The sequence below is a fragment of the Streptomyces sp. S3(2020) genome, assembly GCF_013044505.1.
Lineage (GTDB): Bacteria > Actinomycetota > Actinomycetes > Streptomycetales > Streptomycetaceae > Streptomyces.
The window spans coordinates 1-13,404 of sequence record NZ_JABERD010000247.1 but is presented as its reverse complement, the minus strand read 5'-3'; the positions used below and the strand labels follow the sequence as shown (position 1 = coordinate 13,404).

Here is a 13,404-nt window from a genome sequence, read left to right as displayed (position 1 = left end):
GGCGTGGGCCGTGCCGGGCTGACGCGCATCACCACTTCCCTGGGTGAGGACGGCGTTCAGACGGTTTCCGTGAGGGCGGACGCGACCGTGGGGCGCGGCACGGTCGGCTGCGGTGACAGTTCCGGCGCCGCCGCCGCGGAGGGCACCGGGAAGCGTTCGGCGAGCGGCAGGAACGGCGCGGGTTCGGTCTGGCCCAGCACCACATGGCGTACGACCCGCTCGGCGGCGCGTCCGTCGTCGTAGGGGCAGAAGCGCTCGCGGAACGCCGAGCGCAGCTGGGTGGAGCGGGAGCCCCGCCAGTGGCCGGAGGCGAAGATGTCGGTCAGCTCGTCCTCGCTGCGCGCGACCGCGCCCGGCGGGAAGGCGCGCAGGTCGAAGTAGGTGCCGCGGGCCGCCTCGTACGCTTCCCAGTCATCCGCGTGGATCACGATCGGCCGGTCCAGGTTGGCGTAGTCGAACATCAGGGACGAGTAGTCCGTCACCAGGGCGTCCGAGGCGAGGCACAGGGACTCGACGCTCGGGTGGTCGGTGACGTCGATGATCCGGCCGGTGCTCGTCGCGAGAGGACCGCCGTGCCGGTGGTGGGCGCGGGCCAGGACGACGAAACGGGGGCCCAGACACCGCAGGACGCGGTCCAGGTCGAGGGCGAGGCGCTGGGTGCGGCGGTAGTCGCGGTGGGTCGGGGCGTAGAGGATCGCGACCGTGCCCTCCGGGATGCCGAGCGACTCGCGCAGTCGGCGGACATCCTGCGAAGTCGCCTGCTGGAACACGTCGTTGCGGGGATGGCCGTACTCGAGTGTCGTGTACGTGCCCGGGTAGACGCGCTCCCAGGTCAGGGTGGTGTGGCGGTTGGCGGACAGCAGGTAGTCCCACTTGTCGACGTCGTCGAGGAGGTCGGCGAAGTCCAAGCCGCGGGCGGCCGCCGGGCGTTCCTGGAGGTCCAGGCCCATGTGCTTGAGGGGGGTGCCGTGCTGGGTCTGGACGAAGACCTGGCCGGGGCGCTTGACCAGACGGCGGTCGAAGTCGACGTTGCTGACCAGGTACTTGGAGCGGGCGAGCGCCGTCCAGTACGCGGCCGAGCCCGGGCGCAGCCGGCGGGCGGCGGTGGGGATCGTGTGGTGGTGCTCGGCACCGGCGATCCACGCGGTGCGGATGTGCGGCGCGTGGGTGCGGAACGCCTGCTCCAGGGCGCCGGGGTTGCAGCTGTGGCCGCGGTTCCCGTAGGCGGCGAACACGGCGTGGTCCGCGCGCACGGGGAGGCGGAGCTGGACGCGGTAGTGAAGTCGCAGGGCCGCGGTACGCAGGGCCTTCGTGAGGCGGGCGGCGCGGCGGGCGCTCCGGTGGCCCAGCCTCCTGGCCAGCTCCAGGGCGCGGTAGGTGCGATGCAGACCGAGGCGGACCAAGGTGTCGTGGAGGCGGGCGCGCAGGAGGACGGGGTGGCCCGGGGTGCGGTAACGGCGGTAGTGGGCGCGGGCCTTGAGCAGGAACTCGGCGCGGATGCGGCGCGGCAGCCGGTGCCGCTCGGTGAAGACCGCCGACAGCTGGTCGACCATGCGGCGGAACAACACCGGGCGCCACTGCGCGAGTTCGGGGCGCTGATCGACGTAGGCGAAGACCCTGTCGTACTGGTCGAAGACATCGAAGTGGCCGCGGCTCGCCGTGCCGAGGGCGCTGGCGTGGCGGCGGTGGCGGTGGTGGACGCACACCCGGTCCAGGGTCGCGATGGTCTGGGCGGTCATCAGGGCCGGATACGTCCAGGGCGTGTCCTCGTAGTGGCCCGGCGGGAAGGAGAAGCCCGCCTGCTCCACGAACTCCCGGCGGTACGTCTTGTTCCAGGCCACCGTCATCAGGCGCAGCAGTCCCGGGCGGTCCTCCAGCCGGAAGGGCGCCGGGCCCTGCTCGGTGAGCTGCGCGGCGAAGCCGTTGCGGACCGCCTCGCCCGTCCAGTCGGTCAGCGCGTGGTCGTGGACCAGGACGTCCGGGTCGCCCGTCTCCTTCAGCCGGTCGGCGATCGCCCGCAGCGCGTCCGGGGTGAGGGTGTCGTCGCCGTCCAGGAACACCAGGTAGTCACCGGTCGCCGCCGCCAGACCGGCGTTGCGCGCACCGCCGGGACCCCGGTTCTCGGTCAGGTGCACCGGCCGCACCCGCGGGTCCCGCGCCGCGAACTCGTCGACGATCGCCCCGCAGACGTCCGGCGAACAGTCGTCGACGGCGATCAGCTCCAGATCCGCGTACGACTGGGAGAGCACCGAGTCCAGGCATTCGTGCAGGTACGCCTGAACCTTGTATGCGGGGACGATGACACTGAACCTGGGCAAGGCACATCCAAGAGTCGGCGCGGGCGTTCGGCCCGGGAACTGCCGGTGATGCGACTTGGTTACGTGCTGTGCGGCATACGGGGGATTCTTGGTGGATGCGAAGGGGCGGACTCTGGTCCGCCCCTTCGATCGGGCTGTCGTACGGGCTACTTGACCGCTCCCGCCATCACCCCGGTCACGAACTGCCGCTGGAACGCGAAGAACACGGCCAGCGGGATCACCATCGAGATGAAGGCACCGGTCGCCAGGATCTCGATGTTGCTGCCGAACTGCCGTACCTGCTGTTGCAGGGCGACCGTCAGCGGCTGCGAGTCGGCGTTGGTGAAGACCAGCGCCACCAGCATGTCGTTCCACACCCACAGGAACTGGAAGATGCCCAGCGAGGCCAGCGCGGGTGCCGCCAGCGGCATGACCACCGTCGCGAACAGCCGCGCCTCGCCCGCCCCGTCGAGGCGCGCCGCCTCCAGGAGCTCACGCGGGATCTCCGCGAAGAAGTTGCGCAGCAGGAAGATCGCGAACGGCAGTCCGAAGGCGACGTGGAACAGGACGGCGGCGATGACGTCACCGAAGATCCCGACGTCACGGAAGAGGAACGTCAGCGGGATCAGCGCGATCTGCACCGGCACCACGAGCAGCCCCACCACGACCATGAACCACCAGTCACGGCCCTTGAAGTCCATCCAGGCGAAGGCGTATCCCGCCATCGCCCCGATGATCACGACCAGCAGGGTCGAGGGGACGGTGATCCAGATGGTGTTGAACAGGGAGCTGGTGATCGCGTCGTTCTTCAGGATCGTCTCGTAGCTGTTCGCGGTCAGCTGCCCCGGCGCGGTGAACACCTTCCACCAGCCCGAGGTGGCGATGTCGGTCGGGTCGCGGAACGAGGAGACCAGCAGTCCGAAGGTCGGCACCAGCCACACCAGCGCGATGACGATCAGGAAGACCCGCATCACCCCGCCGGCCGCCCCGCTCGCCACCCGGGCGGCGAGCGAGCGCTTGGCGCGCACCGTCGTGTCGAGAGTGGTCACCGCTCACGCTCCTTCCGCAGCCGTCGGAGGTTGACCCACATCACCGGCACCACGAGCAGCAGCAGGATGACGCCGATCGCGCTGCCGATGCCGTAGCTGGCACCGCCGCCGAACGACGACTGGAACAGCTGGAGCGCCAGCACGTTGGCGTCGTCCTGACTGGGCTGCGGGGCGATGATGTAGACCAGGTCGAAGATCTTCATCACGTTGATCATCAGCGTGACGAGGACGACGACCAGGACCGGCGCCAGCATGGGCACCGTGACCTTTCTGAACACCTGCCACTCGTTGGCGCCGTCGACACGGGCCGCCTCCAGGAGGTTGCGGTCCACCCCCGCGAGGCCGGCCGCGATCAGGATCATCGCGAAGCCCGCCCACATCCACACGTACGCGCCGATGATCGCGGGGGTGATCAGCGTCGGGCCGAGCCAGTCGATGCCGTTGTAGGGCGCCGAGAAGTTCGAGCCGGGCAGCCGTAGTTGGGCCCCGTCGGCCTCGCCGGGCAGATTGAAGGTGCCGTCGGCGCCGCTCTTCGTGGAGGCGACCACCTCGCCGTCCTTCACGGCCTCGACCTTCACCCCCTTCAGCGCCTTCTCACCGGGGTCGATCTGGCCCTTCGTGCCACCACCGCCCAGTTTGAAGTCGAGCCAGACGGTGCCGGTGACGCCGTCACCCGTGGCCTCCTTGGCGTCCTCGGGGCTGCCGGGGAGCTTGTTGGGCGCGATACCGACGAGCGGGAGCAGCGCCGGCGTGCCCGCCCGCACCGTGCCGGTCGAGGTGAACGCGCCGCCGCCCGAGGCCTTCAGATCGCTCACCGCCGCGTTCGGCCGGGCCTTCGGATAGACCGAGGAGTCCACGAACGTGTCGTGCACGGTCGTCACCACCGCGTTGGCGACGCCCTGGTCAGGGTCCGCCGAGTACACCAGCCGGAAGATGATGCCCGCGGCCAGCATGGAGATCGCCATCGGCATGAAGACGATCAGCTTGAACGCCGTTCCCCAGCGCACCCGTTCGGTCAGCACCGCGAAGATCAGACCGAGCGCCGTGACCAGGGCCGGGGCGACCGCGACCCAGATCGCGGTGTTCTTGACCGCGGTCAGTGTCGCGTCGTTGCTGAAGATGTCGCCGTAGTTGTCCAGGCCGACGAAGCCGGAGCCGTCGGCGTCGTAGAGACTGCGCCAGACCGACCAGCCGATCGGGTAGACCACGAGCGCGCCGAGCAGGACCAGCGCGGGCAGCAGGAACAGCACCGCCACCCACAACCGGGTCCTCGTCACGCTCTTGTGCTCAGACACGGAGGGCGTCGGCGGTTCGCCGGCGCCCCCCGTCGAGTTCGCCACGGAGGCCATGGCGTCAGCCGGCCCCGTACGCCTTCGCGGCGTCGGCCTCCAGCTTCTGCTGGGCGCCCGCGACATCGCTCGGGTTGCTGAGGAAGTCCTGGAGGTCCTTCCACTCGCCGGCGCCCTGTGTGCCGCCGAAGGCCGCCGGTGCCTGGTCGGACATGTCGAACCGGAAGTCGTCGCCCGCGTCGATGAGCGCCTTGGCGATCTGCCGGGTCACCTCGTCCTTGTACGTGCTCTGGTCCATCTCCTTGTTCGGGGAGAGGATGCCGCCCTGCGCCGCCCACACCTCGGCCGCGTCCGTCGAGGCGAGGAAGGTGAGCAGCGCCTGCGCGCCCTCGCTGTCCTTCAGCGCCACGGCCACGTCGCCGCCGCTGACCACCGGGGAGTCGGCGCCCACCGCCGGGAACGGGAAGACCTTGGCGTCCGTGCCCACCTTCGCCTTGGTGTCGGCGTTGATGTTCGCGGTGACGAAGTCGCCCTCGAAGACCATCGCGGCCGGGGTGTCACCGGTGAAGGCCTGGGTGACCGACTTCGGGAACTCCGTGTCCAGCGCGCCCTTGCGGCCGCCCGCGAGCAGTTCGTCCTTGCCCCACAGCTCGGCGAGCGTGGAGAGGGCGTCCTTGACGGAGGGGTCCGTCCACTTGATCTCGTGCTTGGCGAGCTGGTCGTACTTCTCCGGCCCCGCCTGCGACAGATAGACGTTCTCGAACCAGTCGGTGAGCGTCCAGCCGTCCGCGCCGCCGACGGAGACGGCGGGGGAGCCGGCGTCGGACAGCGTCTGCGCGGTGGAGAGGAACTCCTTCCACGTCTTGGGCGTTTCCGTGATCCCGGCCGCCTCGAAGGCCGCGGTGTTGTACCAGATCAGGGACTTGTTGGCGGCCTTCGCGTAGACGCCGTACTGCTGGCCGTCGACCGCCCCGAGGTCACGCCATCCCTGGGAGAAGTTCTTGTCCGACTGCGCCTTGGCTTCCGCGCCGAGAGGCTTGAGCCACTTCTTCTCCGCGAACTGGTGCAACACGCCGACCTGCGGCAGGAACGCCACGTCCGGGGGCTGCCCGCCCTCGATCTTGGCGGCGAGGAAGGTGGAGGTGTTGTTGCCGGTCGGTACGAACTTGACCTTGGCGCCGGTGCGTTTGGTGAACTCGTTCAGGACCTTGGTGAAGTTCTCCTGTTCGGCTCCGGTCCAGACCGCGGCGACCTCCAGCGTCTGGCCGTCGAGCTTGGGGAGCGTGACGGAGGTGCCGCCGGTCTCCGTGCCGCCCGTCGCGTTGTCGCTGCCGTTGTCGTCGTCGCCGCCGCACGCGGTGAGCGTTAGGGCTCCCGCGAGGAGGGCGGCGGCTGTCGCGGTGACCCTTCGTCGTGTCCGGTATGTGCTGCTCGTGCTGCGCATCACTGCCCCGTTCTTCGTTCGTCGTCGAACGTCGAGCGCTGTCCCGTGGGCTCTGGTCTACGCCGGGGGCCTGGGGTCGGCAAGACCGCGTGCGGTGTCAAGCGGGGGATCGTTGTCGCGTCGTAACGGGACACAGGCGTTGGACAGAGTGCGCCGGCCGGAACTAGAGAAGCGACGGGACCTCCGTGGCCGCCACCTCCCGGGCCGCCCGCTCCAGCGCGCTCGCCAGCAGGGCCAGGTCCGTCGGCCCGTTGCCCAGCTCCCGGACCGGGCGGCGGGTCGGCGGGTCGCCCATGCGGTGCCAGTCCAGGGGGACCACCGTCGGGCGCAGGGTCGCGGTCCGGGGGATACGTCCGGTGACCCGCCCGCCCTGGAGGGGGGTGACCCTTCCGTCCGCGAAGCTCAAGTGGCCGCGTCCCGGCGCCGGTTCATCCGGGCCGGGTGCCGGGGCGTCCAGGGTGACCCGCAGGGCCGCCCTCCTGGCCGCGTCCGATTCCGCCGTACGACCGCCGGAGGTCGCCGCGGCCACCAGGTGGACGCCGAGCCGGTCGCCCTCCCTCGCCACGGCCTCCAGCGCACGCATCACCGAGCCCGCCGAGGGCCGTCCCGGCGAGCCGAGCGCCGGGGAGACCAGGGCGTCCAGGTCGTCGACGACCACCACGAGGCGGGGCAACGGCGGTGCCGACTCGGTCTGTTGACGGGCCGCGGCGGGGCGCAGCCGGATGGTCGAGCTGGGCGGGGCGTCGAGGTCACCGGCCCCGCCGGACGATCCCCGCTGGGCGACCATACGGCCCGACAGCTCCCGTCCGGTGTGCCACTCGGCGAAGTCGGAGCGGCCCAGCAGCTCGGCCCGCCGCTTCAGCTCGGCGCTCAGGGACTGGGCGAACTCCCGCATCCGCACGGGGTCGTTGGCGGTGAGATGGGTCGTGACATGCGGTACGTCCGTACAGACCCGCAGTCCCTCGCCATGGCCGCCGCCGCCCGTGCCCACGCTGTCCCGGCCGTCCATCAGGACGATGCTCAGCCGGTCCGGGCGCTCGGCCGCGGCCAGCGAGGCGACGACCGCCCGCAGCAGTTCGGTACGGCCGCTGCCCGCCGGGCCCTCGATGAGCAGATGCGGGCCGTCGGCCACGAGGTCCGCGCAGACCGGACCGCGCGGCCCGGCGCCGAGCACGGCCCAGGCCCGTCCGCCGAGCGCCTCCGTGTCGTCCGCCGCGTCCGCCCAACGTGTCATCAGCGACGCCGGGGTGGCCCGCGCCAGCCCCAACTCGTCCAGCAACCGCGCCATCTGCGGCAACGGCGCCGACACCCGCGGCTGCCGCTCACCGCCCGCGCCGTCCGTGCGCAACGGCGCCAGCGCCCGCGCGAACCGCTCCGCCCAGGCGGGGGAGACGGCGTCGACGGCGGCGACGGTGCCGTGGCCCACAGGGCCGGTGGTGTGGGCCTGGGAGACGGGGTGACCGGCGGGCGTCTCGTCGACGGGGCCGGAAGTCCGGCCGGGGGCGAGTGTGTTGCCGGAGTCGAGCACGACGGTGGCGTCGGAGCCGGGAGCCCCGCCCTGCGCCACCCGCAGCAGCCGCAACGCCGTCGCCACGTCCCCGCTGAGCAGCGCGACCGCGCCGCACTCCCGGAACGCCGGGGACGCCGCGCACGCCGTCTCGTACGTCTCCGTCACCGGCGACGCGGGCGAGGCCGGTGCCGTCTCGGCGAGACACACCACATGTATCCCGGCCCGCGGGCCTTCCAGCGCCAGCCGCGCCACGGCCTCGCGCACATCGGCGCCGCCGGGGTCGCTGTCCACGAGGAGGACGGTGTAGGGCCCTTCGAAGCCGGGTGCCTTGTCGGTGCCGTCGTCGTCCCGCGCCCAGGAAGGTCGCCGGGTCGCACCGCGCGTCGCGCCGCGGGTCTCGGCCGGGATGGTGCCTCGGCCGTCGCTCCCGGTGCCGGCGCGGGGTGCGGTCCGCTCCCGGTCCCGGTCCCGGTCCGCGATCCCCGTGCCGCCAGGACCCTGAGTCGGCCGCCCCGGTCGGCCTCCCGATCCTGCCGTCTGCGATGCCTGTGGTGTCTGCGATGTCTGCGGTGTCTCGTCCAGCCGTCGCAGGAGTTCGTCGGTGCGTGCCGTCGCCTGTTCGCGGTCGTAGGCGACGAGGAGGCGGCAGTCCTGGCCGTGGGCCGGGCGCAGATGCGGGAGCCAGCCCAACCAGGACCACTCGGCGGTGCGCTCGGCCAGGGGGCGGGAGCGGTCGGCGCTGATCAGGACTATCTCCAGGGCGTCCGGGGAGTGCAGGGCGGCGAGCTGGGCCACCACCGCGCGGGCCAGCCCGGCCAGCCGCGCGCGCGGGCCGGCCAGCCCCAGCGCCCCCCCCTCCCGCAGATCGGCGGTGACCGGCACCGCGGGCAGCAGTCCCGAACCGTCGGGTGCCGCCCGGTCCGCCGTGCCCAGCCGCACTGTCAGCGCCTCCGGGTGGTCCGGCCCACGCTCCCAGAGGCGGGGTCCGGGGCCCAGCGCGGTCAGCAGCAGTGCCGCCGGGTCCGGCCAGGTCTCCGGCTGCTGCGGGGTGACGGCCGAGGGGACGGGCGGGGTGTCGGCCACCTCCTCGTCGTACGCCTCGCTCCCGGCCTCCGCGCTCTGCTCACCGCGTCCGCCGGTCAGCTTCCGGGCCCAGGCGCCGAGTCCTCCGCGTTTGCGTACGCCCTGCGGTACGTCGGTGCCGCGCAGGGGGGTGCCCTTGCGGCGGCTGCCGGCCGGGGGGTCGGTGGCGCGGGTGTGCTCGGCGTCGGAGGCGGAGCCGGTGGCCGGGGAGGCCTGTGTGGAGTCGGGCGGCCCACTGTGGGAACCGGACGTCCCGCCGGGTGCGCGGGTGTCTCCGGAGCCGAAGCTTCCGCCGGATGCGGCGGTACCACGAGGGTGTGCGGGGCCACCGCGCGGCAGTCCGCCGGAGGCCGGAGTGCCGCCCGGGCCGGGATGACCGCTCGCGGCGGCCCTGTCGTCGGAGGCCGTGCCGGACGCGGTCGCCGGATTGCCGAAACCCGCCTCGGAGCCGCCCGCACCGAGCCGTCCGCCGTGGGTCTCCCCACCGCCCGCGGCCCCGGAGCGCCCCGCGACCCCGGAGACCCGACGGCGGGACACGGGACCCTTCGCCTCGTACGCCCGCGCCCCCCTGCTCTCGATCCGCGGCGCCTGTCCCTGGCCGGGCACGACGGGCTGTTCCTCGTCCGCCTGCCCCGGTGCGGCGCTCAGGTCCGCGGTGCCGTACGCGTACCGCGTCGGTCCGGAAGGCGCCCCCGAACCGGTGCCGGTCTCCGTCGGAGGCGCCACGCGCACGTGCCCCTCGCCGTCCGGCGTCGTGCGCAGCCGCGCGCCCGGGCCGCCGGGCGGGGCCAGCCGGAGCGCCGACTCGCCGACGCGCAGCAGCGCGCCCGGCGCGAAGCGGACCGGGCGGGTGCCCACGCGGATGCCGTCGAGGGCCGTGCCGTTGGTGGAGTCGAGGTCGGCGACCGAGACGCGGCCGTCGGAGGCGACCGTCACCGCGCAGTGCAGCCGGGAGACGTCCGGGTCGTCGAGCGGGACGTCGGCGTCGGCGGAGCGGCCGATCTCGATACGGCCGCCGTGCAGGAGGTGGACCCCGCCCGCGTCCGGCCCGGCGACCACGTCGAGGCGGGTGGGTGCGTCGGCCACCTCGGGGTGCGGCTCGGGGTCGGTGGGGGCGCCGAGGGAGAGCACGGCGCCGTCGGTCAGCGGGGGCTCGCCGAGGGTGCAGCGCTGGGCGTCGAGCCGCTCGGCACCGGCGTACAGCACGGGCTGTCCGGTGCCGGAGGCGAGCGCTCCGTCGCCGGAGACCGCCGAGGCCAGCGCGGACGAGATCGACGCGAGGGCCGTACCGGCGGGTGCTGTGACCAGCACGTCGCAGCCGGCGGCGCGGACATGGGCCTCGACAGGCGGGCCCAGCGGGTCTACGACGGTCAGCCGGATCTGCATCGCCGTCAGCGGTCCCTTCTGCCCGGGCGCGGACTGTCCCCCACCCCACACGAGCACATCGGCCAGTACTGAAGGCATCCTCGCACCTGCCACTGACAACGCGCCCCGCTCCCGAGGATAAGTGATCTTGATTGGTCAGCTCTGCCCCTAAAAGTGCCTGACCAGTGCATCGCCGACGATCACTTGAGATCGGTCACGTCCGGCTTCGGCAACCGCGAGACCGAGTCGGGCGTCTTTCCTGCGAACAGGCTTTGCAACGCCTACGTAGTGCTCAGGGAGACGGCACTACAGTGGACCGGAACACAGGCAAGCAGCAGGGAGCGCATGACGTGCGGCCGGTAGGCAGCAAGTACTTCCTCGAGGAGCCGCTCGGACGCGGCGCCACGGGCACCGTCTGGCGCGCCCGGCAGCGGGAGGCCGCGGGCGCCGAGGCCGCCGTGCAGGGGCAGGCCGGCGAGACGGTCGCGATCAAGGTCCTCAAGGAGGAGCTCGCGAGCGACCCGGACATCGTGATGCGGTTCCTGCGGGAGCGCTCCGTCCTGCTCCGGCTCACCCACCCGAACATCGTGCGGGTGCGCGACCTGGTCGTCGAGGGCGATCTGCTCGCCCTGGTCATGGACCTCGTCGAGGGCCCCGACCTGCACCGCTACCTCCGGGAGAACGGCCCCTTCAGCCCCGTCGGCGCCGCCCTGCTCACCGCGCAGATCGCCGACGCGCTCGCCGCCAGCCATGCCGACGGCGTCGTCCACCGCGACCTGAAGCCCGCCAACGTCCTGCTCAAGCAGCACGGCGGCCAGATGCACCCGCTGCTCACCGACTTCGGCATCGCGCGCCTCGCCGACTCCCCGGGCCTGACCCGCACCCACGAGTTCGTCGGCACGCCCGCGTACGTGGCCCCCGAGTCCGCCGAGGGCCGCCCGCAGACCTCCGCCGTCGACATCTACGGCGCCGGCATCCTGCTCTACGAGCTGGTCACCGGCCGTCCGCCATTCTCCGGCGGCTCCGCCCTGGAGGTGCTCCACCAGCACCTGAGCTCCGAGCCCCGGCGTCCGTCCACGGTCCCCGACCCGCTCTGGACGATCATCGAGCGCTGCCTGCGCAAGAACCCCGACGACCGGCCCAGCGCCGAGAACCTCGCGCGCGGTCTGCGGGTCGTCGCCGAGGGCGTGGGCGTGCACGCGAACTCCGCGCAGATCGCCGCCGCCGAGAACGTCGCGGCCCTCCTCGCGCCCGACCCGGCCCCCGCGGCCGTACCGGGCTCGGCCGACCCCACCCAGGTGCTGCCGCACGGCGCGGGCGCGTACGACCCGAACGCCGCGACCAACGTCCTGCCGCACGTGGGCGCCGCCGACCCCACCGCCGTACTGCCCAACCGCGGCGCGGCCGACCCGACGGCCGTGCTGCCGCCGGTGCCGCCCGGGCAGCCGGGGCAGCAGGGCCAGGGCGGGCCCGAGGACCCGCACCCCTGGCAGAACCAGCTGCGCGCGGCCCGCGACCGCAACGAGCAGACGCAGGTCCAGTACGTCGACCCCAATCAGGACCCGCTGCGCCGCCGCCCCCAGCGGCAGGTCCAGCGCCCGCAGCAGCCGCCGCAGCGCCAGCAGCCGCCGCAGCGCCAGCAGCCGCAGCAGCGGTACGGACAGCCGCAGCAGCCCCAGCAGGGCTACGGCGGTCATCCGCAGCAGCAACAGCAGCCCCAGCGGTACGCGCCACCGCCGCAGCCCCAGCCGCAGCCACAGCGGTACGCGCCGCCCCAGCAGCCGCAGCCCCAGCAGCCTCAGCGCGAGCCCCGGCAGCCGCGGCAGCGCAGCTCCAACCCGATGCGGATCCCGGGTCTCGGCTGCCTCAAGGGGTGCCTGTTCACGGTCGTCATCCTCTTCGTCGCGGGCTGGCTGATCTGGGAGCTGAGCCCGCTCCAGGACTGGATCGGCACGGGCAAGAGCTACTGGGACCAGATCGGCGACATGATCAGCACGGTCTCCGGGTGGATCGGGGATCTGGGCGGAGGCGGATCCGGCGGCCAGTAGGCCGTGACGGTCGTGACAGCCCTGACGGCTGTGACGGTCGCGACTCTGGAGATTTGTCGACTCCTGGCGGGTGATTTCCGCCTCCGCGGTGAAGGTTGGCTCATCGGACGCGTACTTTTAGCGACAACACGCGTCTGTAGGAGCAGCCTTGGCACGGAAGATCGGCAGCCGGTACACCGCCAACCAGATCCTGGGGCGGGGCAGTGCCGGCACGGTGTGGCTGGGTGAGGGGCCCGAGGGGCCCGTCGCCGTCAAGCTGCTGCGCGAGGACCTCGCGTCCGACCAGGAGCTCGTCGGGCGGTTCGTGCAGGAGCGCACGGCACTGCTCGGTCTCGAGCACCCGAACGTCGTCTCGGTCCGCGACCTGGTGGTGGACGGCAACGACCTCGCGCTCGTCATGGACCTCGTCCGCGGCACCGACCTGCGCACCCGGCTCGACCGGGACAAGCGGCTGGCGCCCGAGGCCGCGGTGGCGATCGTCGCGGACATCGCGGACGGGCTGGCGGCGGCCCACGCGGCGGGCGTCGTGCACCGGGACGTCAAGCCGGAGAACGTACTCCTCGACATGCAGGGCCCCCTGGGCCCCGGTGGCTCGCACCGCGCGCTGCTGACGGACTTCGGGGTCGCGAAGCTCATCGACACCCCGCGCCGTACCCGCGCCACGAAGATCATCGGTACGCCGGACTATCTGGCGCCGGAGATCGTGGAGGGGCTGCCGCCGCGCGCGGCCGTGGACATCTACGCGCTGGCGACGGTGCTGTACGAGCTGCTGGCGGGCTTCACGCCCTTCGGCGGCGGGCATCCGGGTGCGGTGCTGCGCCGCCATGTGACCGAGACCGTGGCGCCGCTCCCCGGCATCCCCGACGAGTTGTGGCAGCTGCTCGTGCAGTGTCTCGCCAAGGCGCCGGCCTCCCGGCTGCGGGCCTCCGAGCTGGGGGCGCGGCTGCGGGAGCTGCTGCCGCTGCTGGTCGGGATGCCGCCGCTGGACGTGGACGAGCCGGACGCGGAGGACGACGAGGAGGAGCCGTACGAGGTGCCGTCGGAGCAGCCCGCGTCCTCGGCGCCGGTGCGGCGGGGGGCGGTGCCGTTGGTGCCGGGGGCGAAGCCGGCCGACTCCAACCGGGACACGCATACGTCGATGAGGGTGCCGGCGCCGGACGAGCTGGCGGGGGGTGCGCGGGGGACGGCGCGGGTGCCTCGGGCGGCTGGGGCGCCGCGGCCCGGCTCCGCGCGGAACCGGGCGGCCACGCGGCGGCGCCGGGTCGTGGTGAGCGTTGCCGCGGTGGTGCTCGTGGCGGCGGCCGGGGTGGGTACGTGGG

7 protein-coding genes are annotated in these 13,404 nt (G+C 72.9%); 2 read left to right on the top strand and 5 right to left on the bottom strand.

The window, feature by feature from the left end:
• Nucleotides 1-56 precede the first annotated feature (56 nt).
• The 5 genes from HLK59_RS42795 to HLK59_RS42775 form a co-directional block, all read right to left on the bottom strand.
• Nucleotides 57-2,318: a bifunctional glycosyltransferase family 2 protein/CDP-glycerol:glycerophosphate glycerophosphotransferase gene (locus HLK59_RS42795; RefSeq protein WP_171147070.1), complete on the bottom strand. Its 2,262-nt coding sequence runs from the start codon at nt 2,316-2,318 to the stop codon at nt 57-59.
• Nucleotides 2,319-2,464: 146 nt separating this feature from the next.
• Nucleotides 2,465-3,346 carry a carbohydrate ABC transporter permease gene (locus HLK59_RS42790; protein ID WP_171147069.1) on the bottom strand — a complete coding sequence of 294 codons (882 nt, stop codon included), beginning with the start codon at nt 3,344-3,346 and terminating at the stop codon, nt 2,465-2,467.
• Nucleotides 3,343-4,695, bottom strand: a complete 1,353-nt coding sequence (locus HLK59_RS42785; protein ID WP_171147068.1) for a sugar ABC transporter permease — start codon at nt 4,693-4,695, stop codon at nt 3,343-3,345. Before HLK59_RS42785 ends, HLK59_RS42790 begins: the two co-directional genes overlap by 4 nt.
• A 4-nt stretch (nt 4,696-4,699) precedes the next feature.
• Nucleotides 4,700-6,079, bottom strand: coding sequence for an ABC transporter substrate-binding protein (locus tag HLK59_RS42780; protein ID WP_171147067.1), 1,380 nt, complete (start codon nt 6,077-6,079; stop codon nt 4,700-4,702).
• A gap of 163 nt (nt 6,080-6,242) precedes the next feature.
• Nucleotides 6,243-10,058, bottom strand: coding sequence for an FHA domain-containing protein (locus HLK59_RS42775; protein ID WP_171147072.1), 3,816 nt, complete (start codon nt 10,056-10,058; stop codon nt 6,243-6,245).
• A gap of 329 nt (nt 10,059-10,387) precedes the next feature.
• Here HLK59_RS42775 and HLK59_RS42770 point away from each other — a divergent pair, with 329 nt between their 5' ends.
• Both HLK59_RS42770 and HLK59_RS42765 read left to right on the top strand, forming a co-directional pair.
• Entirely contained in the window at nt 10,388-12,085 is a 1,698-nt protein-coding gene (locus HLK59_RS42770) for a serine/threonine-protein kinase (RefSeq protein WP_171147071.1), read from the top strand.
• A 148-nt stretch (nt 12,086-12,233) separates the two neighbouring features.
• Nucleotides 12,234-13,404, top strand: a 1,171-nt coding sequence (locus HLK59_RS42765; RefSeq protein WP_171147066.1) for a serine/threonine-protein kinase, incomplete at its 3' end; no start/stop codon positions are given.

Excerpts from the sequence above, each read along its gene's own strand:
- HLK59_RS42785 (WP_171147068.1), bottom strand. The coding sequence starts at position 4,695 with ATGGCCTCCGTGGCGAACTCGACGGGGGGCGCCGGCGAACCGCCGACG.
- HLK59_RS42775 (WP_171147072.1), bottom strand. The coding sequence starts at position 10,058 with ATGCAGATCCGGCTGACCGTCGTAGACCCGCTGGGCCCGCCTGTCGAG.
- HLK59_RS42780 (WP_171147067.1), bottom strand. The coding sequence starts at position 6,079 with ATGCGCAGCACGAGCAGCACATACCGGACACGACGAAGGGTCACCGCG.